This window comes from Leifsonia sp. AG29, assembly GCF_009765225.1.
Taxonomy (GTDB): Bacteria; Actinomycetota; Actinomycetes; order Actinomycetales; family Microbacteriaceae; genus Leifsonia.
Genome location: NZ_VMSF01000001.1, coordinates 1,790,306 through 1,812,338, shown reverse-complemented (window position 1 = coordinate 1,812,338; position 22,033 = coordinate 1,790,306). Strand labels below are relative to the sequence as shown.

The window sequence follows — 22,033 nt, the reverse complement described above, 5'->3', positions numbered from 1 at the left end:
GCGTGCGGATGGGCGTCCGGATCGGGATCGACGTGGGCAAGGTGCGGATCGGCGTGAGCCGGTCCGACCTCCACGGCATGCTCGCCACCCCGGTGGAAACCGTGGCTCGCTCCGAAGACGCTGCGGATCGTCGTAGGATCGCCCGGATCGTGGACGAACTCGAGGCCGTCGAGGTTATCGTCGGATTGCCGCTGGCGCTCTCGGGCGCCCGCACCGCCTCCACCGACGACGCCGTGGCCTTCGCCCGGTCACTCGCCGGCGAAGTCGGCGTGCCTGTCCGGATGGTCGACGAGCGACTCACCACCATGTCCGCGTCGTCCGCGCTCCGGGCCTCCGGGAAGAACAGCAAGAAGGCCCGACCGGTGGTGGATCAGGTGGCGGCCACGATAATTTTGCAGCACGCCCTCGACGCGGAGCGAGCCACCGGCCGCCCGCCGGGCGACCCCGTCGAAACGAGCATTGGACCGTAGTTTGTCGCAGAACCCCCAGGAGAGGCCGCAGCCGCCGGTGTTCCCGGCCGTGAACCGGCAGCCGCTGACGCGACGCGAGGCCCGCCGGCTCCAGGAGGAGCAGGAGCGCGCCGCCGGGCGTCCGCAGGCGGAGTCGGCTTCCGCGCCTCGCTCGAGCGCCGGCCCGGCTGCCGAGCCGGCGGCAGAGTCGGCGCGGCCGGTGGATGGCGCGCCGGAATCCGCGCCGGCCACGGACGCCGAGACGCTGGCCGGTCTCGACTTCGACGCCGTGATCACGGGCCCGATCGCCCAGGTCGAGGAGCGCCAGCCCGTCGGCGCCGCCGCGCGGCACGGGACGCAGGAGGGCCTCCACTCGCGCCACGACAACCCGGCGCGTACTCTGTTCGGCGTGCTGGAAGATCAGGACACGGACACGCTCGACGCCGAGGTGGAATCGCCCCTCGCCTGGCGCCAGCAGCACTACCTCTCCCACGAGGAGCCCCCTCGCCGCAAGCGTCGCTGGGTGAAGCGGCTCGTCGTCACCGTCGTCGTCCTCGCGCTGCTCGGTGGAATGGCCGGAGGCGCGTATGCGATCTTCCAGCCGCAGGTCGCCAAGATCGCGGCGAAGCTGTTCCCGCCGGACGACGACTACAAGGGCTCGGGCAGCGGCCAGGTGTTGTTCACGATCAAGTCGGGCGACGACGGGTCCGCGATCGCCGCGAACCTCCACAAGGCGGGCGTCGTGAAGACCTCCGAGGCCTTCTACACCCTGCTGCTCCGCCAGAAGCCGGAGGTGCAGTTCCAACCGGGCGTCTTCAAGCTCGCCAAGCAGATGAGTGCGCAGGCGGCCCTGGTCGCGTTGCAGGATCCCTCCGCTCGCGTCGAGAACACCGCGGTGATCCCGGAGGGAACGGTCGAGAAGGACATCCTCCAGACCGTCGCCACCGCCACGAAGCTCCCGCTCGCGGACCTGCAAGCCCAGGCGGCCAACCCGGCCCAGTTCGGCGTCCCGGCGCAGGCGAAGACGCTCGAGGGTTTCCTGTTCCCGGCGACGTACACCTTCGCCCCGGGTATCTCGGCGCACGACGCCATCAAGACCATGGTCGACCGGATGTTCCAGGCGCTCGACCAGGCCGGCGTCGCCCCGGCCGACCGCTGGAACACCGTCGTGCTTGCGTCGGTGGTTCAGAAGGAGGCGGGCCTCAAGGACGACTACCCCAAGGTCGCCCGGGTCTTCCTCAACCGCTTGGCACAGGGCTGGGACCTCCAGTCGGATGCGACCGTCGCCTACGGCACGGGCCACACGGACCGAGTGACGACGACTGACGCCGAGCGCGCGGACGCGGGGAACCCCTACAACACGTACGTGCACTCCGGGCTCCCCGTCGGGCCGATCTCGAATCCGGGTGACCTGGCCATCAATGCGGCGCAGCACCCGGCCGACGGCCCGTGGATGTACTTCGTGACCTGGAACCTCAAGACGGGCGAGACGATCTTCTCGACCACCGACGCGGAGCACCAGGCCGCGGTCGAGAAGTGGCAGCAGTGGATGAAGGACAACCCCGGGTATGGATGAGGCCCGCGCGGAGCGCGATCCGCTCCCCGAGCAGGACGGCGTGAGCGAGGCCTCCGCGGAGGCGATGATCGCCGAGCTCGTCGAGGCGGAGCGCGAGGCCGAAGCCGAGGAGCAGGCTGTTGATGAGGCCGAGGCGGCGATTGAGCGCGAGGAACCGGCCGACGATGAGTCGGTCACGGCCGAGGAACCGAACAACGAGTCCGTAGCTGGCACCGCGGGCGAAGAGCCGAACGCGGACGAGGCCTCGGAAACGCTCCGCGAACCGAGCCGGCGCCTCGCCGTGCTGGGGTCGCCGATCGACCACTCCCGCTCACCGAATCTCCATCGCGCCGCGTACGACGCCCTCGGGCTCGACTGGTCGTACGAGGCTGTGCAGATCTCCGAGGACGGGCTCGCCGCCTACATCGAGGGCCTCGGGCCAGAGTGGCGTGGGCTCTCCCTGACGATGCCGCTCAAGAAAACGGTCCTCCCGCTGCTTGACGAGGTCGACCGTGTCGCGGAGCAGACGGGCGCGGCCAACACGGTCCTGCTCGAGGACGACGCGGTCCGCGGGTTCAACACCGATGTGGCGGGAATCGTGCGCGCGCTGCGCGCGGCAGGACTAGGCGAAGTCCGTTTCGCGCACATCCTCGGCGGCGGAGCGACTGCGGCATCCGCGCTGGTGGCGGCAGCCGAGCTGGGGGCCGAGCAGGTCGACATCCACGTCCGGGATCTGGAGCGGAGCGTCTGGCTCGAACCGCTGGCGCACCAGCTCGGGCTGCGTGTCCGCATCCGGCCCTTCGCCCAGGCGGACCGCGCCCTCGACGTCCCGCAGCTCGTCATCAGCACTCTGCCCGGGGGCGCCGTCACAGAGGCCGTGTACACCGATTCCACAAGGAGGCGCGCCCTGCTCCTCGACGTCGCTTACGAGCCGTGGCCCACGCCGCTCGCGCGTCAGTGGCTGGCTGTCGACGGCCGTGTCGTGTCGGGGCTAGCCATGCTCGTGCATCAGGCCCTCCTGCAGGTCCGCATCTTCGTGGCGGGCGACCCGCTCCAGCCGCTCCCCGATGAGGAGGGTGTGCTGGAGGCGATGCTCGCTGCGGTCGGTCTCGACGCCGACGGGTCGCTGCTGGAGCTCTGACCGCAGTCTTCCCCGCTCGGTGGCGTGGCCTTCCACGTCCGTCGCGCCGTCATTGCTCGATGATGCACTCGCTGTCAGTGGAGATGCCCATCCCTGTCGTGCTGGCGTTGAAGCCCAGTCCTGCACCGAAGGGAGGGTCGACGACGATCTCGGTGCACTTCTCCTCGTCGGTTCCGGCCGGTCCGATTTGGCGGATCCTGTAGTGGAGGTTCTTCCAGCGTTGTCGGACCTGCTCGATCTTCTCCGACGGGTCCGCGATCGGGGTGACCTGCTGGACGTAGATGGAGTATTGGTTGGTGCCGACCGCACCGCAGGGGCCGTGCGACCAGTTGAGCGGGTTGGTCACCGCAAACGGGCGTGTATGGCTGTCCAGCCATTCTCCGCCGAGGAGTTGGACGAGGTCGTCGGTGTGGGCCAGCGCGTCGTCCAGGGTTTGCCGGTCGGTCTTGGTCGAGAACTCCACCGGGGGCACGACCACCTGGTCGCCAGCGTTGGTGGTGATTACTTCCGCTACTGTGCACCCGCTGAGCGCGAACGTCAGCAAGGTTACGGTGATGGTCGCGAGGATCCGGAGGGGGAAGCCCCGATTTCGTGCGGTGTTCCTGGGCGCTGTCATTGCTCTTTGATGCACTCGCTCTGGGTGGAGATCCCCATCATCTGCGTGCTGGCGAGAAACCCCAGGGATGCACCGAAAGGGAGGTCGACGACGATTTCGGTGAATTTCGTTTCACTCGTTTCGGCTGGTCCGATTTGCCGGACCCTATAGCCGAGGCTCTTCCAGTGTTGCCGGACCTGCTCGATCTTCTCCAACGGATCCGCGATCGGGATGACCTGTCGAATACTGATCGAGTACTGGTTGGTGCCCACCGCGCCGCACGGCCCGTAGGACCAGTTGATCTGGTTGGTCACCGCGAACGGGCGATCATGGCTGTCCAGCCACTCTCCACCAAGGAGCTGGACCAGGTCGTCGGTGTGCGCCAGAGCGTCGTCCAGCGTTTGCCGGTCGGTCTTGGTGGAGAACTCCGCCGGAGGGACGACGACCTGATCGCCGGGGTTGGTGATGATTCCTCTTGATTGCATGCACCCGGCAACGGCGAACGCCGCAACCGCTGCCGTGATGGTCGCGAGGATCCGGCGAGTGAAGCTTGTGATTCGTGCGGAGTTCCGGGTCGTCGTCAGTGCTCTTTGATGCACTCGCTCTCGGTCCAAATGGACATCATTTGTGTGCTGGCGACGAAGCCGAGGCGTGCACCGAAGGGAAGGTCGACGACGATTTCGGTGATCTTCGATTCGCTGGCTTCGGCCGGTCCGATTTGGCGGGGGATGTAGCCGAGGCCCGTCCAGTGTTGTCGGACCTGCTCGATGTTCGCCAGCGGGTCTGCGATAGGGGTGACCTGGCGAACACTGATCGAGTATTGGTTAGTGTTCACCGCGCCGCAAGGGCCGTAAGACCAACCCGTGTGGTCCGCGCGGTCAAACAATACGGTCCCGGATCCGGCGTACCATTCTCCGCCGAGGAGCTGGACAAGGTCGTCGGTGTGGCCCAGGGCCTCGTCCAGAGTTTGCCGGTCGGTCTTAGTGGAGAACTCCGCCGGGGGGACAGCCACCTGATCGCCAGAGTTGGTCATGATTCCTCCTGATTGCGCGCATCCGCTGAGTGCGAACGTCAGCATGGTTACGGTGATGGTCGCGTGGATACGGCGAGTAGACATCATCGGTTATTGCCTTGCCACGTGCCACCATTGATCTCGTGGTCCAGCCCGAGCGCAGCGGCGGCAGTGTTCTTCAGAGCTTCGGTCCCCGCGTCTAGATAGCCGTGCCCGGCCGTGGCGTGAGCGAAGATCCAGGGCCCGCCACGGTCCTTCCCGTAGCCGATCGCATCGTGCCCGTCCGTCGGCTGGTATAGCTGAGCGGTGTCCCCATCGGAGGAGAACACCTTCGCACCGAACGATCCATCCCGGGGATCGCCCCGCCGGGACAAGTCACGGCCGGCGTCCGCAACCTCGTCCCGGGAGGACTGTGACGCGTAGACCCGGCCAGCGCCGCCGTCCACGGCTAACGAATCCGCGGTTGGGATGCTTCTCTCCACTCCCGCTGAGGCCAGCAACACAACCGACTGCACGTTCCGCGAGAGAGGTCCGTTTCCGTTCACTGCATTGGTGGCCACCGTGGTCCCATACGAGTGACCGACCACCGCTGTGAACGGGTGTGGGTTCCCGCTCACGATCGAACTCGCAGCCCACTGCCCGTCCAGTTCCTTGGTCAAGCGGGCCGCCCCTGCTCTGGCGTGGTCTCCCTGAATCACCGATTGGTCCAAGGTCGGGGGTGCGTACCCTATCCACGCGACAACGAGATGCGGCACGCCGGGTTCAAGCTCGTTCTGTGCCTTGTGGAGCTTCGCGGCGGCGTTCGTCCACCCGGCGAGGCGGCCGGGTTCGCCGAGCCCGCTGTTCATGCCGGGAACTGCCCAGGTCACCTTTCCTGATTTCTCTGCGCTGGTTTCCGCGATCGCGACCGCCGCCAACGGTGGCGTACGCGTGGAGTTGTACGCCAACAGCCCGCGTGGAGTCTTTCCTTCCTTTGCCAGCCTCTCGTAGTCCAGTGCCGGCCCCGAGTACTTCTCCACGTCGAGGGCCTTGAGGATGTCTCTGAGGAGGATGCCGCGGGGAGAGTTCGGGTCGATGCTGCCGTCGTACAGGTCGCGTTTCAGTTGGATCGTGTTGGCGTGGATGCGGGTGTCCGCGTCCAGGCCGGGGAGATTCCCGATGATCGTAGGCGCCGCCTGGCACCACTTCTCGCGCGCATCGGGGCTGAGAGCCTTCCACCAGGTCGCGACGGCTTCGGCCGAGGGAGGGTTGTCCCAGAAGAGCTGGGCCAGCTCCGGGTTGCGGTTCAGGAGCAGTTCCACTTGCTCCGGGCCGAAGAGAGCGAGGAGGCTCATCAGTTGTGAAACGTTCGCGTCGGGCGACGCGTTCGCTGTCAGTGAGCTGCTGCTCGATCTCAATGCCGTAACCAGCGAGCGCGTCATGCCGGTGGAGAAATCGGTCTTGAACAACCCCCGGGTCCCGACCGCGAACGCCTCCAAAGCTGCGAGCCTGTCGTCCAGATCTCGGATGTCTTTCTCCAGGCCCTCCAGCACCACCTCCAAGCCACGGTTGATCAGCCGCACGGCATCGCCCATTGCCGGGTAAGCAGCTAGCGCAGTGGCCGCTTCGCGGTTCACCTCGATGAGGCGCTCCGTCGCATCCCGCTGGCGCCTCGTTGCCGACAACTGCACCGCGAGAGCGTCCTCGTTCAGCACACCGAAGCGACTGACCTTGGAGTCTTCCCACTCGTACTTCTCGAGGTCCTCCCGGGTCTTGTCGATCTGGCTCTTCGCATCTTGGATGCAGGGCCCAATGACCTCCGTGAAGAGCAGACCGACCGCGGAGTAGGCCTGGCCCGATAGCTCGCCGGTGCCCAGAACGGAGTCGAGGTGACGGCGCGCAAGCTCCAGCTGAGCGAGCACCGACGCGGCGCTGTCGAGGTTGGCCGACAGCGCGTCGATGACACGCTTCGAATCGCGCGCGTCGTAGATCAAGCTCAAGAAGCTCACCACCTTCGTGCCGTCACCACGGATGTGGACGCAACTCGAATTGATATGTGAAATTTGACAATAGCAGAGATCTTTCGCCGCCAGGATGCGGCTGTCATGCGACCCGGGGCCGCGCGCGCCCTGTGCCAGAATCGATTCATGCTTCGTTGGCTCACGGCCGGGGAATCCCACGGCCCCGAACTCATCGCCGTCCTGGAGGGGCTCCCCGCCGGGGTTCCGGTCTCGCTCGATGCGATCTGCGCCGATCTCGCGCGGCGCAAGCTCGGGTACGGCCGCGGTGCGCGCATGAAGTTCGAGCAGGACGCCCTCGACATCTCGGGCGGAGTCCGTCACGGGTTCAGCCTCGGCAGCCCCATCGCGCTGCGCATCGGCAACACCGAGTGGCCGAAGTGGGTTGACGTGATGAGCGCCGAGCCGGTCGACCCGGAGAAGCTCGAAAGCGGCCGCGGCGCCGCGCTCACCCGTCCACGCCCGGGTCACGCCGACCTCGTCGGGATGCAGAAGTACGGGTTCGACGAGGCGCGCCCCGTGCTGGAGCGCGCCAGCGCCCGCGAGACGGCCGCGCGGGTCGCCCTCGGCGCGGTGGCTCGCTCGTTCCTCGGAGAGCTCGGCATCACGCTCGTGAGCCACACCCTGGCGATCGGGCCCGTCCGCGTCCCGGATGGTTCGCCCCTCCCGAAGCCTGCCGATGTCGATGCGCTCGACGCCGATCCGCTGCGGTGCTTCGACCCCGCCACCTCCGAGCGGATGGTGGCGGAGGTCGACGCCGCCCACAAGGACGGCGACACGCTCGGCGGCGTCGTGGAGGTGCTCGCGTACGGCCTCCCGCCTGGGCTCGGCTCGCACGTGCACTGGGATCGTCGCCTCGACGCGCAGCTTGCGGCGGCGCTGATGGGTATCCAGGCGATCAAGGGCGTGGAGGTCGGCGACGGTTTCCTGACGACGACCCGACGCGGCTCCGAGGCTCATGACGAGCTCGTCGCCGAGGACGGCACCATCTCCCGCACCAGCGACCGCGCCGGGGGCACCGAGGGCGGCATGAGCACCGGGGGAGTGCTCCGCGTCCGCGCCGGGATGAAGCCGATCGCGACCGTGCCGCACGCGCTGCGGACCGTCGACGTCGCCACCTCGGAGGCCGCGCCTGCGCACCACCAGCGCTCCGATGTCTGCGCCGTCCCGGCCGCCGGCGTCGTCGCCGAGGCCATGGTCGCGCTCGTCCTCGCCAACGCCGTCCTCGAGAAGTTCGGGGGCGACTCGATCCGCGAGACGGCCCGCAACCTGCGTGGCTACCTGGAGGCGATCCCGGAGAACCTCGCGACGGAGCGCGTCAGCGCGCCGTATGCCTGAGCCGGTGACGGTCGTTCTCATCGGGCCGCCCGCGGCAGGCAAGACGCGGGTGGGCAAGCGGCTCGCCAAGAGGCTCGGCCTGCCCTTCGTCGACACCGACGCGATGGTGGTGGCCGAGCACGGACCGATCGCTGCCATCTTCGCCGAGCACGGGGAGCCGCACTTCCGCGCGCTCGAGCGCTCGGCCGTCGCCGAGGCGGTTCATCGCCCCGCGGTGGTCTCGCTCGGCGGGGGAGCCATCCTGGACCCGGAGACCCGCGCCGACCTCGACGGCAAGCGGGTGGTGCTCCTGACAGTCCGGCCGGAGGCAATCGCCTCCCGCATCACGAACGGCAAACGACCGCTCATCACCGATCTCGACTCGTGGAAGCGCCTCCTCGCCGAGCGCAGCGAGATCTACCACTCGCTGGCCGGGTACACGGCGGACACGTCGTCGCGGCCCATCGAGACCATCGTGGAGGAGATCGCCCGGTGGGTGGAATCCCCGAAGGAGGACGACGCATGACCGACGCCCAAGCCCCCACCGAGATCACGGTGAGCGGCGACCACCCGTACCCGGTGCTGATCGGCCGCGGTCTCCGCTTCGACCTGGAGCCGCTCCTCGGCACCGCCGTCGCGAAGGTCCTCGTCGTGCACCCGCCGACGCTCGGCGCCGCGGCCGCCGAGCTCCGCGAGAGCCTGAGCGGCCGTTACGAGGTCCTCCTCGCCGAGGTGCCGGACGCCGAGGCGGCGAAGCGGGTCGAGGTCGCCTCGTTCCTGTGGCAGATCATGGGCCAGGCGGACTTCACGCGGTCGGACGCCGTCGTCGGCTTCGGCGGCGGCGCCGTGACCGACCTCGCGGGGTTCGTCGCCGCGACGTGGCTGCGCGGCGTGAAGCTCGTCCAGGTGCCGACCACACTGCTCGGGATGGTCGATGCGGCCGTCGGCGGCAAGACGGGCATCAACACTGCAGAGGGCAAGAACCTGGTCGGAGCGTTCTACGCGCCGTCCGCGGTCGTCTGCGACCTCGACACCCTGACGTCGCTGCCGCGCAATGAGATCCTGGCCGGATTCGCGGAGGTCGTGAAATACGGCTTCATCGCCGAGCCGGAGATCCTCGACATCATCGAGCGCGACGTCGACCGGGCGACCGACCCCTCCACTCCCGAGTTCCGCCGCCTGGTCGAGCTCTCGATCGGCATCAAGGCCCGGGTCGTGGGGGAGGACTTCACCGAGCAGGGACTGCGCGAGATCCTCAACTACGGCCACACCCTGGGACACGCCATCGAGCATGCGGAAAGATACCAGTGGAGGCACGGCGCCGCCGTCTCGGTGGGCATGGTGTTCGCCGCCGAACTCGCCCGCCTCAGCGGGCGCCTCGGCGACGAGGCCGTGGACCGGCACCGGCGCATCCTCGAGTCGCTGACCCTCCCGACGAGCTATCCGCTCGGGCGCTGGCAGACCCTCCTCGCCACCATGCAGCGCGACAAGAAGGCGCGAGGCAGTATGCTGCGCTTCATCGTGCTCGACGACGTGGCCCGGCCGACGGTGCTGGCCGGCCCGGACCAGAGCCTGCTGTTCGCCGCTTACCAGGAGGTGGGTTCATGACCGCGAAGTCGGCCCTCGACAGGTTCCAGGTGAAAGCCGGCGATGCGTTCGCCGTCGTCGGCGCGGGGGACGACGAGCGCGCCGTTCTCGGCGACGCGCCCGCGGGCAGCTCGGAGACGGATGTCTCCGGCGCCGCTGTCGTCGCCACCTTCGTGCGCACCAAGGAGGAGCTCCAGGCCCGCTACGCCGAGCAGCTTCCGGTGCTCGCAAGCGCGAAGGCCGTGTGGGTCGTCTACCCGAAGGGAGGCCGCGCCGATGTCAACCGCGATGTGGTCGCGGGTGAGGCGCGCGCCTTCGGCTGGCGAGGGGTCAGCAACATCGCCGTGGACGACACGTGGTCCGCGGTCCGGGTTCGTCCGCTGAAGGAGGGCGAGGAGTGAACACCGCGACCGTCCTGGTCCTCAACGGCCCGAACCTCGGGAGACTCGGAACCCGGGAGCCGGACGTCTACGGCTCGGGCACGCTCGACGACCTCCGATCCCTGCTCGCCGACGACGCCCCCGAGCTGACCGTCGACGTGCGTCAGACCGACGACGAGGCGACCCTGCTCGGCTGGCTGCACGAGGCGGCCGACTCCGGCGACCCCGTGATCCTGAACGCCGGCGCCTGGACGCACTACTCGTACGCGCTGCGCGACGCCGTCGCGCTCGTCACGAAGTCGGGCGGGACCGTGATCGAGGTGCACCTGTCGAATCCGCACGCCAGGGAGGAGTTCCGCCACACGAGCGTGATCAGCGCCGTCGCCAGCGGAGTGATCGCCGGATTCGGCTTCGGCTCGTACCGGCTGGCCCTCGCACACATTCGCCGAATCGGTCGCTGACGTCTAGAATCTTCTGGGGCCGCGCGACGCCGCGGCCCGACTGTGGGCGGCCCGAGCGGTCGCATCCACCCGAATCTTCCGCACATCGAATGGAACTCGCGCATGGCATCGACCGCTGACATCAAGAACGGCATCGTCCTCAACATCGACGGACAGCTCTGGACGGTGATCGAGTTCCAGCACGTCAAGCCGGGCAAGGGAGGCGCGTTCGTCCGCACGAAGCTCAAGAACGTGACCACCGGCAAGACGGTCGACCGCACCTACAACGCCGGCGCGAAGATCGACATCACCAACGTCGACCGCCGCGACTATCAGTACCTCTACCAGGACGGCGCCGACTTCGTGTTCATGGACACGAGCGACTACGACCAGATCACCATCCCGGGCCCCGTCGTCGGCGACGCCGCCAACTTCATGCTCGAGAACCAGAACGTCACGGTCGCGCTGCACGAGGGCTCCCCGCTATACGTCGAGCTCCCCGCCTCTGTCGTACTCGAGATCACCTACACCGAGCCGGGCCTCCAGGGCGACCGCTCGACCGGCGGAACGAAGCCCGCGACCGTCGAGACCGGGTACCAGATCCAGGTCCCCCTGTTCCTCGAGACCGGCACCAAGGTCAAGGTCGACACCCGCACGGGTGACTACCTCGGCCGCGTCAACGACTAGATGAGCGCGCGGACCAAGGCGCGCAAGCGCGCCCTCGACGTGCTCTACAGCGCCGACCTCCGTGGCGTGCCGCTGCCGCAGGCCCTGGCGGTCGAGGCCGAGCGTGCGGCGACCCAGCCCGCCCGCGAGGCCTCCTGGCTCTACGCCCGCGAGATCGTCGACGGCGTGATCGACCACCAGGACGAGATCGACGAGCAGATCGAGACCTACGCGCAGGGCTGGACGCTCGCGCGGATGCCCGCCGTCGACCGCGCCATCCTGCGGATCGGCGTCTGGGAGCTGCTGTTCAACGACGACATCCCGGACGGCGTGGCCATCTCCGAGGCCGTGGAGGCGGCGACCGTGCTGTCGACGGACGACTCGGCGGGGTTCGTCAACGGGCTCCTCGCCAAGATCGCTCAGACGAAGTAGCGGGCGCGTCTCGTGAAGCCGCTGCGCCTCCTGCTCGCGCTCCTGCTCGCCCTCGGCGTGGCCGCGTCCGTCAGTGCGTGCTCGCTGATCGGCGGCTCCAGTGCGCCGGTCGCCACCGGCAAGGCTCCGACCGGCACGGACGGCGCCGTCAACTTCGACGAGCGCTACATCGCCGCGGGCACGGGCGCGAAGAAGGTCGACATCTGGTTCGACGCCCTGTGCCCGTACTGCGGTCAGTTCGAGCGCACCAACGGCGAGACCATCGCGAAGGCCGTCGACGACGGCTCGGTGACGGTCCGCCTCCACCCGCTCACCTTCCTCGACCCGAACTCCAACGGGACCGGCTACTCGACCCGAGCGGCGGCCGCACTCACCTGCGTCGGCATCCACGACCAGCACCGGGTGCTCGACTACTTCCGGGCGCTGTACACCGACCAGCCCGAGGAGGGATCGAGCGGCCTTACCGACGCGGAGCTCGCTCGTCGCGCGTCGGCCCTGGGGATCACCGACATCTCGGGCTGCCTCTCGCGGTCCGACCCGCTCAAAGTGTGGGCGCAGGCGAACACGACGCAGTCCGTCTCCGGGCCGATCGTGGTCGACGGAAAGAAGCTCCTCGACAAGATCCAGGGGACGCCGACTGTGCTCGTGGACGGCAAGCAGTACCCGGGCAGCGTCACGGACGCGAAGGCCTTCGAGAAGTTCCTCGGGGCGTGACACGGGCGGCTCGCGCTTTCCGCTAAGCTCTTATCCCGACAGACATCCTTTAACAGCCGTCCTGTGAGGCGGGGAAGGAGGTCGGCATGACAGCGCGCATCGTGCTGCAGCAGGCTGACGTAGCGCGTGCCCTGACTCGGATCTCGCACGAGATCCTCGAGTCCAACCGGGGCACGGAGAACCTCGTGATCCTCGGGATCCCGACGCGGGGGGTCGTCCTCGCCCGCCGGATCGCCGAGAACATCCAGCGCATCGAGCCGGGAGCGGTCGCCTCCCCGGATGCGATCGTCGGCGCCCTCGACGTCACCATGTACCGCGACGATCTGTCGCGGCACCCCACGCGGACGCCGCAGCCCACCTCGGTCCCCGTGCCGATCGACGGCAAGACGGTCGTGCTCGTCGACGACGTGCTCTACTCGGGGCGCACGATCCGCGCCGCGCTGGACGCGCTGAACGACCTCGGCCGGCCGCGCGCCGTCCGCCTCGCCGTGCTCGTCGACCGGGGTCACCGGGAGCTGCCGATCCGCGCGGATTTCGTGGGCAAGAACCTCCCATCGGCCTCCTCCGAGCGGATCTTCGTCCGGCTGGACGAGATCGACGGCGAGGAGTCGGTGACGATCGAGGAGGGCGCCGCGTGAGGCACCTGCTGTCCACGAAAGGACTCTCCCGCGAGGACGCCCTCCAGATCCTCGATGTGGCGGAGGACATGGCCGACGTGCAGGAGCGCGAGGTCAAGAAGCTCCCCACGCTGCGCGGCAAGACCGTGGTGAACCTCTTCTTCGAGGACTCGACGCGCACGCGGATCTCGTTCGAGGCCGCGGCGAAGCGCCTGTCGGCCGACGTGATCAACTTCTCTGCGAAGGGCTCCAGCGTCTCGAAGGGCGAGAGCCTCAAGGACACCGCCCAGACGCTCGCGGCGATGGGCGCCGACGCCGTCGTCGTGCGGCACAGCGCCTCGGGCGCACCGCAGACGCTGGCGGCGAGCGGCTGGATCGACGCCGGCATCGTCAACGCGGGGGACGGGACGCACGAGCACCCCACCCAGGCGCTGCTCGACGCCTTCACCATGCGCCGCCGCCTGCACGGCCCGGCGAGCCGCGGCAAGGACCTCGACGGCGTCTCGGTCGCGATCGTCGGCGACATCCTCCACTCGCGCGTGGCGCGGAGCAATGTGTGGCTGCTGGAGACGCTCGGCGCGCACGTGACGCTCGTGGCTCCTCCGACGCTGCTGCCCGTCGATGTGTCGGGATGGCCGGCCTCCGTCGGCTTCGACCTCGACCACGCGATCGCCTCCGGTCCCGATGTCGTCATAATGCTGCGGATCCAGGGCGAGCGGATGAACGCCGCCTTCTTCCCGACGACCCGGGAGTACTCGCGCCGCTGGGGCCTCGACGAGGAGCGCCTCGCCCGGCTCCGCCCCGATAGCATTGTGATGCACCCGGGCCCGATGAACCGCGGGCTGGAGATCTCCGCTGCGGCGGCCGATTCGCCCCGCTCGACGGTACGGGAGCAGGTCGCGAACGGCGTCTCCGTGCGGATGGCCGCTCTCTACCTGCTGCTGTCCGGCGCCGATCGAGAGGCAAGAGCATGACTGACGAGACGTACCTGATCGCGGGTGCCACCCTGGCGGACGGCTCCGTCGCCGACCTCCTCGTCGCGGACGGGCGCATCGCCGAGACCGGCACCGGTCTGTCCCACTCCGGCGCCCGCGTCATCGACGCGGACGGGCTGCTGGCGCTCCCCGGCCTGGTCGACCTGCACACGCACCTGCGCGAGCCCGGATACGAGCAGAGCGAGACGGTGCTGACCGGGACGCGGGCCGCGGCCGCCGGAGGCTTCACCGCGGTCTTCGCGATGGCCAACACGTCCCCGGTCGCCGACACCGCCGGTGTGGTCGAGCAGGTGCTCAGCCTCGGCGAGGCGGCGGGCTACGCCACCGTGCGCCCGATCGGCGCCGTCACCGTAGGGCTCGCGGGGGAGCGCCTCGCCGAGCTCGGCGCCATGGCCGAGTCCCGGGCGGCGGTCCGCGTGTTCTCCGACGACGGCAAGTGCGTGTCCGACCCGCTGCTCATGCGCCGGGCGCTCGAGTACGTCAAGGCCTTCGACGGGGTCATCGCGCAGCACGCGCAGGAGCCGCGGCTCACCGAGGGCGCCCAGATGAACGAGGGCGCGCTCTCGGGCCAGCTGGGGCTCGCCGGCTGGCCCGCCGTTGCGGAGGAGTCGATCATCGCGCGCGACGTCCTCCTCGCCGAGCACGTCGGGTCCCGCCTCCATGTCTGCCACGTCTCCACGGCCGGGTCGGTCGATGTCATCCGGTGGGCGAAGGCGCGGGGGATCGACGTGACCGCCGAGGTCACGCCGCACCACCTCCTGCTCACGGAGGAGCTCGCCGCCGGATACGACGCGCGCTACAAGGTGAACCCGCCGCTCCGCCGGGCCGAGGACGTGGAGGCGCTCCGCGCCGGTCTCGCGGACGGCACGATCGACATCGTGGCCACCGACCACGCCCCGCATCCCGTCGAGTCGAAGGACTGCGAGTGGGACGCCGCGGCGTTCGGGATGGTCGGTCTCGAGTCGGCTCTCTCGGTCGTCCAGGCGGCGGTCGTCGACACCGGGATGCTCGGCTGGGCCGACATCGCGAGGGTCCTCTCCGCGACGCCCGCCCGCATCGGACGGCTCTCCGGTCACGGGGCGCCGCTCACCGCAGGGTCGCCGGCCAACCTGTTCCTCTACGACCCGAGCGTCTCTCGCAGCTTCTCTCGCGGCGATCTCGCCGGGAAGGGCACGAACTCGCCCTACCTCTCCATGACCCTGCCGGGACGCGTGATGGCGACCTTCCACCGCGGCCGGCCGACCGTGCTCGACGGCGCCGTGCTCGACGCCGAGCTGGTCTCGCGGGGGGAGGGCGTGCGTGGATAGGGCGCTCCTGACCCTGGCCATCGTCCTCGTGGTGGTCGTCCTCGTCGGGCTGGCCGTCGCCGGGTGGCGTCGCCGGGTCCGGCGGGACGCTCCCGCGGGAGGCGGCTACCCGGCCCCCGAGGTCCTCTCCGCCGCCGTGCTGGAGGCGCCGGTGCTCTACGTCGCCACGACGAAGGCGGGGGAGCACCTCGAGCGGCTGGCCCTCCCGGGCCTCGCGTTCCGCGGCAAGGGCAGCGTCAGCGTGAGACCGGAGGGCATCCGGATCGCGGTGACCGGCGAGCAGCCGGTCTTCGTGCCCGCCTCCGCCCTCAGCGGGGTCGGCGTGGCGACGGTCGCGATCGACCGGGCCGTCGAGCGCGATGGGCTCCTCCGTATCAGCTGGACCACGACCGGCGGGGCTCCCGCCGACAGCTACTTCCGGGTCGTCGACCCGGCCGGCCGGGCGGCTCTCGCCTCGGCCATCGAAGACATCCTCCCCGTCGCGGGCGACCGCGGCGCCGAGGGAACGACCGACGAAAGCGAGGTGTGACGACAGTGGCTGCACAGCAGGCGGTGCTCGTCCTCGAGGACGGCACACGGTACACGGGCCGGGCGTACGGCGCCGTGGGGCGCACGCTCGGCGAAGCCGTGTTCGCGACCGGGATGACCGGCTATCAGGAGACCCTGACCGACCCGTCGTACGCGGGGCAGATCGTCGTGATGACGGCGCCCCACATCGGCAACACGGGCACGAACGACGAGGACATGGAGTCGCGGCAGATCTGGGTCGCCGGCTACGTGGTACGCGAGCCCAGCCGCGTTGTGTCGAATTTCCGAGCCCAGCGGAGCCTGGACGACGATCTCGTCGCCCAGGGCGTCGTGGGGATCAGCGGGATCGACACGCGGGCGCTCACCCGCCACATCCGCTCGGCCGGTGCGATGCGTGCCGGCATCTTCTCGGGCGAGGAGGCGGAGCTCAGCGAGAGCGAGCAGCTCGAGCTGGTGCGCGCGGGCGCCGCCATGAGCGGCCGGAACCTGTCGGCCGAGGTGTCGACGATCGAGCCGTACACCGTCCCGGCGGTCGGCGAGAAGGTCGGCTCGGTGGCCGTCCTCGACCTCGGCGTGAAGAAGTCGACGCTCGACAACCTCGCGTCGCGCGGCCTCGACGTGCACGTCCTCCCGCAGCAGGTCAGCGCCTCGGACGTCCTCGGCCTGGGCGTCGACGCCCTGTTCTTCTCGAACGGCCCCGGTGACCCGAAGGCGTCCACCCGGCACGTAGCGCTCCTCCAGGAGACGCTGCGCGCCGGTCTGCCGTACTTCGGCATCTGCTTCGGCAACCAGCTGCTCGGCCGCGCGCTCGGCCTCGACACCTACAAGCTGCCCTTCGGGCATCGCGGCATCAACCAGCCGGTGCTCGACAAGCGGACCGGCCGGGTGGAGATCACCGCGCAGAACCACGGGTTCGCCGTCAAGGCGCCCATCGACGCGACCTTCGACTCGCCCGCCGGCTTCGGCCGCGTCGAGGTGAGCCACTTCAGCCTCAACGACAACGTCGTGGAGGGTCTCAACTGCCTCGACCTGAACGCCTTCAGCGTTCAGTACCACCCCGAGGCGGCGGCGGGCCCGCACGATGCGAACTACCTGTTCGACCGCTTCCTGGACATGATCCGCGAACAGCACGGCATGCGTGCCCAGCACGGCTCGGACGAGACCAGCGGCGACGCGACCACCCCGGAGGAGAACGCCTGATGCCCAAGCGCGACGACATCAACTCGGTCCTCGTGATCGGGTCCGGCCCGATCGTCATCGGCCAGGCCGTCGAGTTCGACTACTCCGGCACGCAGGCCTGCCGCGTGCTGAAGGCGGAGGGGGTCCGGGTCATCCTGGTCAACTCCAACCCGGCCACGATCATGACCGACCCGGACTTCGCCGACGCGACCTACGTCGAGCCGATCACCTGGGAGGTCATCGAGACGATCATCGCGAAGGAGAAGCCCGACGCGATCCTCCCGACCCTCGGCGGCCAGACGGCGCTCAACGCGGCGACGCAGCTGCACGAGCGGGGCATCCTCGAGAAGTACGGCGTCGAGCTCATCGGCGCGAAGTTCGAGGCGATCCGGAAGGGCGAGGACCGCCAGGTCTTCAAGGAGCTCGTCATCGAGGCGGGCGCGGAGGTGGCGCGCTCGCACATCGCGCACACCGTCGAGGAGGCGCTCGAGTTCGCCGAGGACCTCGGGTACCCGCTCGTGGTGCGTCCCTCCTTCACCATGGGCGGGCTCGGGTCGGGCTTCGCCCACACGCCCGAGGAGCTGCGGCGGATCGCCGGCGACGGCATCCACCAGAGCCCGACCAGCGAGGTGCTCCTCGAGGAGTCCATCCTCGGCTGGAAGGAGTACGAGCTCGAGCTCATGCGCGACTCGGCCGACAACACGGTCGTCGTCTGCTCGATCGAGAACGTCGACCCCGTCGGCGTCCACACGGGCGACTCGATCACGGTCGCGCCGGCGCTCACGCTCACCGACCGCGAGTACCAGCGACTCCGCGACATCGGCATCGACATCATCCGCGCGGTCGGCGTCGACACCGGCGGCTGCAACATCCAGTTCGCCGTCAACCCGGAGAACGGCCGCATCATCGTCATCGAGATGAACCCGCGCGTCTCGCGGTCGTCGGCGCTCGCCTCCAAGGCGACCGGGTTCCCGATCGCCAAGATCGCGGCCAAGCTCGCGATCGGCTACCGCCTCGACGAGATCCCGAACGACATCACGAAGGTCACCCCGGCGAGCTTCGAGCCGACGCTCGACTACATCGTCGTCAAGGTGCCGCGGTTCGCCTTCGAGAAGTTCCCGGCCGCCGACCCGACGCTGACCACGACCATGAAATCGGTGGGCGAGGCCATGGCGATCGGCCGGAGTTTCACCTCCGCCCTCCAGAAGGCGCTGCGCTCGCTCGAGAAGCGGGGCTCGTCCTTCCACTGGGGCCCGGAGAGCCGCACGGTGGAGGAGCTCCTCGCCTCGATCGCCACCCCGACCGATGGACGCATCGTCGACGTGCAGCAGGCGCTCCGCCTCGGCGCCACGCCGGAGCAGGTCTTCGAGGCGACCAAGATCGACCCCTGGTTCATCGACCAGATCGTCCTCGTCAACGAGGTCGCGGAGCAGATCCGCGCGGCCGAGACCCTCGACACGGACACGCTGCGCTACGCGAAGGACCACGGCTTCTCCGACGCCCAGATCGGCGAGCTGCGCGGATTCGGCGAGAGCGACGTCCGCGAGGTGCGGCACATCCTCGGCGTCCGTCCGGTCTACAAGACGGTCGACACCTGCGCGGGCGAGTTCCCGGCGCTGACGCCGTATCACTACTCCAGCTACGACATCGAGACGGAGGTGGAGCCGAGCGACCGCCGCAAGGTGGTGATCCTCGGATCGGGCCCGAACCGCATCGGCCAGGGCGTCGAGTTCGACTACTCGTGCGTCCACGCCTCGTTCGCGCTGCGCGACGCCGGGTTCGAGACGATCATGATCAACTGCAACCCCGAGACGGTCTCGACCGACTACGACACGAGCGACCGGCTCTACTTCGAGCCGCTCACTCTGGAGGACGTCCTCGAGGTCATCCACGCGGAGTCGCAGACCGGCGAGCTGGTGGGCGTCGTCGTGCAGCTGGGCGGCCAGACCGCGCTCGGCCTCGCCAAGGGGCTCGAGGCGGCCGGCGTGCCCATCCTCGGCACGACGCCCGAGGCGATCGATCTCGCGGAGGAGCGGGGCCTGTTCTCGGGCATCCTCGACGCCGCAGGCCTCGTGGCCCCGCGCAACGGCACCGCCGTCGACTACCCGAGCGCGGCCCACGTCGCCGAGCAGATCGGCTACCCGGTGCTCGTGCGCCCGAGCTTCGTGCTCGGGGGGCGCGGCATGGAGATCGTGTACGACTCGGCCTCCCTCGCCGACTACTTCGAGCGGGTCGCCGGGCAGGGAATCGTCGGGCCGGCCCACCCCCTCCTCGTGGACCGCTTCCTCGACGACGCCATCGAGATCGACGTCGACGCCCTCTACGACGGCGAGCGGCTCTACATCGGCGGCGTGATGGAGCACATCGAGGAGGCCGGCGTCCACTCCGGCGACTCCTCGTGCACGCTCCCGCCGATCACGCTCGGCCGGCGCGAGATCGACCGCGTCCGCGAGGCGACCCACCGGATCGCCGAGGGCATCGGCGTCCGCGGCCTCCTGAACGTGCAGTTCGCGGTCGGGGCCGGCGTGCTCTACGTGCTGGAGGCGAACCCGCGCGCCTCGCGCACGGTCCCGTTCGTCTCGAAGGCCCTCGGCATCCCGCTGGCCAAGGCCGCCTCGCGCATCATGGTCGGCTCGTCGATCGGCGATCTGATCGTAGAGGGACTGCTGCCCGAGCAGGACGGCTCGGTCATCCCGATGGACTCGCCCGTCGCCGTCAAGGAGGCGGTCCTCCCGTTCAAGCGCTTCCGCACGCGCGAGGGCACGGTCGTCGACTCGGTGCTCGGCCCGGAGATGCGTTCCACGGGCGAGGTCATGGGGATCGACACCGACTTCCCGACGGCCTTCGCGAAGAGCCAGTCCGCCGCCTATGGCGGGATGCCCCTCAGCGGGACGGTGTTCGTTTCGGTCTCCGACCGCGACAAGCGCGCTGTCGTCCTCCCGGTGCTCCGCCTCCGACAGCTCGGGTACGAGATCCTCGCGACGGAGGGCACCGGCGAGGTGCTGAACCGCAACGGCATTCCCGCACGACTGGTGCGCAAGTACAGCGAGGTCCACGAGGCGGACGCCACGGGCGACTCGATCGTCGACCTGATCAACCGCAACGAGGTCGACGTCGTGATCAACACGCCGAGCGGCCGCTCCGCGCGGGCCGACGGGTACGAGATCCGTGCCGCGGCGGTCGCCGCGGACAAACCGCTGTTCACGACCATCGCCGAGCTGAGCGCGGCGGTCGCCTCGCTCGATGCGATCCGTGAGGGCTTCGCGGTCACATCGCTGCAGGAGTACGCCGCCGCGCGGGCCGCCCGCGCATGACAGCGGCCGTCGAGGCCTTCGGCGACCGCCTGGCGGCCGCGTTCGACGAGCGCGGCCGCCTGTGCGTCGGCATCGACCCGCACGCGCACCTGCTGGAGCGGTGGGGACTCCCCGTCTCGGCGGAGGGCGTCCGCGCGTTCGGCCTGAAGGTCGTGGAGGCCGCTTCCGGTCACGCGGCCATCGTGAAGCCGCAGGTGGCCTTCTTCGAGCGCTTCGGGTCCGCCGGGTACGCGGCGCTCGAGGAGGTGCTCGACGCGGCGCGGGCCGCCGGTCTGCTGGTCATCGCCGATGTCAAGCGCGGCGACATCGGCACCAGCGTCGCCGCCTACGCGGAGGCGTGGCTCAGCCCGGGCTCGCCGCTCCGGTCCGACGCGATCACGGTCGCCGCCTACCAGGGTGTCGGGTCGCTCGCGGAGCCGATGGCCCTCGCCGAGCGGACGGGGACGGGTCTGTTCGTGCTCGCCGCGACATCCAATCCGGAGGCGGCCGACGTGCAGCGCGCCGTCGTCGGGACGGGTCCCCGTGCGGGACTCACCGTCGCTCGTGCCATCATCGAAGACGTGCACTCGTTCAACCAGGACCAGCCGACGCACTCCTTCGGGACCGTCGGGCTCGTGCTCGGCGCGACCGTCGACCTCGGCGACTACGGGATCGACGTGGCGACCGCGGGGGAGCGGACCCCGCCGCTGCCGGTGCTCGCCCCCGGTTTCGGCCACCAGGGCGCCCGCGTCGAGGACGTCCGCCGGATCTTCGGCGGCCTGGCGCGCGGCGTGATCGTGAGCGAGTCCCGCGGACTGCTCGGCGCCGGCCCCGACGGGCTGGCCTCGGCCGTGCAGCGCCGGGCGGAGGAAGTGCGAGCGGCCGATGTCTGAGCCGGCCACCGCCTCCCGCCGTCCCCAGCCTCCCGAGGTCGACCGCCGCGCCGCGTCTGTGGCGGCGGTCGCCGCGAGGCGGGCGCGCGCCGCGGTCAAGGCGGCCATCGCCGCGCGCGAGATCTCGCCGCTCGTCGTTCTCGACCGTGCGACGACGGACCCGGAGGGCGTGGAGGGACGGCTCCGCGTGACCGAGTTCCTCCTCAGCGTGCCCGCGATCGGGACGACGAAGATGAAGGAGGCGCTGGAACGCCTCCAGATCTCCCCGGCCAAGCGGCTCGGCGGCCTCGGCCGGCACCAGCGCCTCCGGCTGCGCGAGTACCTCATCGAGCGGGAGAACCGGACCGCCCGGCAGCGCAACCGGCTCGTGGTGCTCGCGGGCCCGACGGCGGTCGGCAAGGGCACCGTCTCGACCTACATCCGCGAGAACTACCCGGAGGTGCTGCTCTCGGTCTCGGCGACCACGCGCGCTCCGCGGCCCGGCGAGGTCGACGGCGTCAACTACTACTTCGTCGACGACGCGGAGTTCGACCGGATGATCGCGGGGGGCGAGCTCCTCGAGCACGCGACCGTCCACAACGCCTACCGGTACGGCACACCGCGCGCCCCGATCGAGGAGGCGCTGGCCGCCGGCCGGAGCGTCCTGCTCGAGATCGACCTGCAGGGCGCCCGGCAGGTCCGCCGGGCGATGCCGGAGGCGCGGCTCATCTTCCTGCTGCCTCCCACCTGGGAGGAACTGGTCCGGCGGCTGATCGGGCGGGGCACGGAGGACACCGCCGAGCAGGCGCGGCGGCTCGAGACCGCGAAGGTCGAGCTCGCCGCCCAGGACGAGTTCGACTACCGGGTCGTGAACCACGACGTCGCCGAGGCCGCCCGGGAGGTCGTAGACTTGATGAAGGTCCGCGCGGCTTCACCGCGCCCCTAGACCGACATCGT

General features: G+C 69.7%; 23 protein-coding genes. 19 read left to right on the top strand and 4 right to left on the bottom strand.

Going from position 1 to position 22,033, the window contains the following annotated elements:
- Positions 1-2 precede the first annotated feature (2 nt).
- Genes ruvX through FPT20_RS08745 form a run of 3 tightly spaced genes read left to right on the top strand, consistent with a single transcriptional unit; the run spans position 3 to position 3,145 of the window.
- Complete coding sequence (ruvX, locus tag FPT20_RS08755; protein WP_199245725.1) at positions 3-470, top strand: Holliday junction resolvase RuvX; 468 nt, start codon at positions 3-5, stop codon at positions 468-470.
- Positions 460-2,025: an endolytic transglycosylase MltG gene (gene mltG, locus FPT20_RS08750; protein WP_233265452.1), complete on the top strand. Its 1,566-nt coding sequence runs from the start codon at positions 460-462 to the stop codon at positions 2,023-2,025. The genes ruvX and mltG overlap by 11 nt, the downstream gene beginning before the upstream one ends.
- Positions 2,018-3,145 (top strand): shikimate dehydrogenase, encoded by a 1,128-nt coding sequence (locus FPT20_RS08745; RefSeq protein ID WP_158864460.1) that lies wholly within the window; start codon positions 2,018-2,020, stop codon positions 3,143-3,145. Before mltG ends, FPT20_RS08745 begins: the two co-directional genes overlap by 8 nt.
- A 49-nt stretch (positions 3,146-3,194) precedes the next feature.
- Here the strand turns inward: FPT20_RS08745 and FPT20_RS08740 are convergent, their stop codons facing one another.
- From FPT20_RS08740 to FPT20_RS08725, 4 genes are all read right to left on the bottom strand, one after another.
- Positions 3,195-3,761 carry a hypothetical protein gene (locus FPT20_RS08740; protein ID WP_158864458.1) on the bottom strand — a complete coding sequence of 189 codons (567 nt, stop codon included), beginning with the start codon at positions 3,759-3,761 and terminating at the stop codon, positions 3,195-3,197.
- On the bottom strand, positions 3,758-4,354 hold the full coding sequence (locus FPT20_RS08735; protein WP_158864456.1) for a hypothetical protein: 597 nt from the start codon (positions 4,352-4,354) through the stop codon (positions 3,758-3,760). Before FPT20_RS08735 ends, FPT20_RS08740 begins: the two co-directional genes overlap by 4 nt.
- Positions 4,321-4,773 carry a hypothetical protein gene (locus FPT20_RS08730; RefSeq protein ID WP_158864454.1) on the bottom strand — a complete coding sequence of 151 codons (453 nt, stop codon included), beginning with the start codon at positions 4,771-4,773 and terminating at the stop codon, positions 4,321-4,323. Before FPT20_RS08730 ends, FPT20_RS08735 begins: the two co-directional genes overlap by 34 nt.
- 83 nt (positions 4,774-4,856) lie before the next feature.
- Entirely contained in the window at positions 4,857-6,731 is a 1,875-nt protein-coding gene (locus FPT20_RS08725; protein ID WP_158864452.1) for an alpha/beta hydrolase, read from the bottom strand.
- Positions 6,732-6,878: 147 nt separating this feature from the next.
- On the opposite strand from FPT20_RS08725, the gene aroC reads away from it, so the two are divergent.
- The 16 genes from aroC (at position 6,879) to gmk (ending at position 22,022) form a co-directional block, all read left to right on the top strand.
- On the top strand, positions 6,879-8,087 hold the full coding sequence (aroC, locus tag FPT20_RS08720) for a chorismate synthase (protein WP_158864450.1): 1,209 nt from the start codon (positions 6,879-6,881) through the stop codon (positions 8,085-8,087).
- The gene (locus FPT20_RS08715) at positions 8,080-8,592 is read left to right on the top strand and encodes a shikimate kinase (RefSeq protein WP_158864448.1); all 513 of its coding nucleotides are present in this window, start codon (positions 8,080-8,082) and stop codon (positions 8,590-8,592) included. The genes aroC and FPT20_RS08715 overlap by 8 nt, the downstream gene beginning before the upstream one ends.
- Complete coding sequence (gene aroB, locus FPT20_RS08710; protein WP_158864446.1) at positions 8,589-9,674, top strand: 3-dehydroquinate synthase; 1,086 nt, start codon at positions 8,589-8,591, stop codon at positions 9,672-9,674. The genes FPT20_RS08715 and aroB overlap by 4 nt, the downstream gene beginning before the upstream one ends.
- A complete protein-coding gene (locus FPT20_RS08705) occupies positions 9,671-10,054 on the top strand; it encodes a hypothetical protein (RefSeq protein ID WP_158864444.1) in 384 nt (127 codons plus the stop codon). Before aroB ends, FPT20_RS08705 begins: the two co-directional genes overlap by 4 nt.
- Positions 10,051-10,494, top strand: coding sequence for a type II 3-dehydroquinate dehydratase (locus FPT20_RS08700; protein WP_158864442.1), 444 nt, complete (start codon positions 10,051-10,053; stop codon positions 10,492-10,494). Before FPT20_RS08705 ends, FPT20_RS08700 begins: the two co-directional genes overlap by 4 nt.
- Before the next feature lie 102 nt (positions 10,495-10,596).
- Entirely contained in the window at positions 10,597-11,160 is a 564-nt protein-coding gene (gene efp / locus FPT20_RS08695) for an elongation factor P (protein WP_158864440.1), read from the top strand.
- Entirely contained in the window at positions 11,161-11,571 is a 411-nt protein-coding gene (gene nusB / locus FPT20_RS08690) for a transcription antitermination factor NusB (protein WP_158864438.1), read from the top strand. It abuts the gene before it with no gap.
- A gap of 12 nt (positions 11,572-11,583) precedes the next feature.
- Positions 11,584-12,285: a DsbA family protein gene (locus FPT20_RS08685; protein ID WP_158864436.1), complete on the top strand. Its 702-nt coding sequence runs from the start codon at positions 11,584-11,586 to the stop codon at positions 12,283-12,285.
- Positions 12,286-12,371: 86 nt separating this feature from the next.
- Complete coding sequence (pyrR, locus tag FPT20_RS08680) at positions 12,372-12,923, top strand: bifunctional pyr operon transcriptional regulator/uracil phosphoribosyltransferase PyrR (RefSeq protein ID WP_158864434.1); 552 nt, start codon at positions 12,372-12,374, stop codon at positions 12,921-12,923.
- Positions 12,920-13,876: an aspartate carbamoyltransferase catalytic subunit gene (locus tag FPT20_RS08675; protein ID WP_158864432.1), complete on the top strand. Its 957-nt coding sequence runs from the start codon at positions 12,920-12,922 to the stop codon at positions 13,874-13,876. The genes pyrR and FPT20_RS08675 overlap by 4 nt, the downstream gene beginning before the upstream one ends.
- Positions 13,873-15,204, top strand: coding sequence for a dihydroorotase (locus tag FPT20_RS08670; protein ID WP_158864430.1), 1,332 nt, complete (start codon positions 13,873-13,875; stop codon positions 15,202-15,204). Before FPT20_RS08675 ends, FPT20_RS08670 begins: the two co-directional genes overlap by 4 nt.
- Complete coding sequence (locus tag FPT20_RS08665) at positions 15,197-15,733, top strand: PH-like domain-containing protein (RefSeq protein WP_158864428.1); 537 nt, start codon at positions 15,197-15,199, stop codon at positions 15,731-15,733. Before FPT20_RS08670 ends, FPT20_RS08665 begins: the two co-directional genes overlap by 8 nt.
- The gene (gene carA / locus FPT20_RS08660) at positions 15,730-16,932 is read left to right on the top strand and encodes a glutamine-hydrolyzing carbamoyl-phosphate synthase small subunit (protein ID WP_233265451.1); all 1,203 of its coding nucleotides are present in this window, start codon (positions 15,730-15,732) and stop codon (positions 16,930-16,932) included. The genes FPT20_RS08665 and carA overlap by 4 nt, the downstream gene beginning before the upstream one ends.
- A complete protein-coding gene (gene carB / locus FPT20_RS08655) occupies positions 16,932-20,225 on the top strand; it encodes a carbamoyl-phosphate synthase large subunit (RefSeq protein ID WP_158864426.1) in 3,294 nt (1,097 codons plus the stop codon). The genes carA and carB overlap by 1 nt, the downstream gene beginning before the upstream one ends.
- Complete coding sequence (gene pyrF, locus FPT20_RS08650; RefSeq protein WP_158864424.1) at positions 20,222-21,097, top strand: orotidine-5'-phosphate decarboxylase; 876 nt, start codon at positions 20,222-20,224, stop codon at positions 21,095-21,097. Before carB ends, pyrF begins: the two co-directional genes overlap by 4 nt.
- Positions 21,090-22,022, top strand: a complete 933-nt coding sequence (gene gmk, locus FPT20_RS08645) for a guanylate kinase (RefSeq protein ID WP_158864422.1) — start codon at positions 21,090-21,092, stop codon at positions 22,020-22,022. Before pyrF ends, gmk begins: the two co-directional genes overlap by 8 nt.
- Positions 22,023-22,033 lie beyond the last annotated feature (11 nt).

What these genes read in the sequence shown, in the direction of transcription:
- FPT20_RS08745 (WP_158864460.1), top strand. Translation starts at nt 2,018, where the DNA reads ATGGATGAGGCCCGCGCGGAGCGCGATCCGCTCCCCGAGCAGGACGGC.
- FPT20_RS08740 (WP_158864458.1), bottom strand. Translation starts at nt 3,761, where the DNA reads ATGACAGCGCCCAGGAACACCGCACGAAATCGGGGCTTCCCCCTCCGG.
- FPT20_RS08730 (WP_158864454.1), bottom strand. Translation starts at nt 4,773, where the DNA reads ATGACCAACTCTGGCGATCAGGTGGCTGTCCCCCCGGCGGAGTTCTCC.
- aroC (WP_158864450.1), top strand. Translation starts at nt 6,879, where the DNA reads ATGCTTCGTTGGCTCACGGCCGGGGAATCCCACGGCCCCGAACTCATC.
- FPT20_RS08715 (WP_158864448.1), top strand. Translation starts at nt 8,080, where the DNA reads ATGCCTGAGCCGGTGACGGTCGTTCTCATCGGGCCGCCCGCGGCAGGC.
- aroB (WP_158864446.1), top strand. Translation starts at nt 8,589, where the DNA reads ATGACCGACGCCCAAGCCCCCACCGAGATCACGGTGAGCGGCGACCAC.
- FPT20_RS08705 (WP_158864444.1), top strand. Translation starts at nt 9,671, where the DNA reads ATGACCGCGAAGTCGGCCCTCGACAGGTTCCAGGTGAAAGCCGGCGAT.
- efp (WP_158864440.1), top strand. Translation starts at nt 10,597, where the DNA reads ATGGCATCGACCGCTGACATCAAGAACGGCATCGTCCTCAACATCGAC.
- nusB (WP_158864438.1), top strand. Translation starts at nt 11,161, where the DNA reads ATGAGCGCGCGGACCAAGGCGCGCAAGCGCGCCCTCGACGTGCTCTAC.
- pyrR (WP_158864434.1), top strand. Translation starts at nt 12,372, where the DNA reads ATGACAGCGCGCATCGTGCTGCAGCAGGCTGACGTAGCGCGTGCCCTG.
- FPT20_RS08670 (WP_158864430.1), top strand. Translation starts at nt 13,873, where the DNA reads ATGACTGACGAGACGTACCTGATCGCGGGTGCCACCCTGGCGGACGGC.
- carB (WP_158864426.1), top strand. Translation starts at nt 16,932, where the DNA reads ATGCCCAAGCGCGACGACATCAACTCGGTCCTCGTGATCGGGTCCGGC.
- pyrF (WP_158864424.1), top strand. Translation starts at nt 20,222, where the DNA reads ATGACAGCGGCCGTCGAGGCCTTCGGCGACCGCCTGGCGGCCGCGTTC.
- gmk (WP_158864422.1), top strand. Translation starts at nt 21,090, where the DNA reads ATGTCTGAGCCGGCCACCGCCTCCCGCCGTCCCCAGCCTCCCGAGGTC.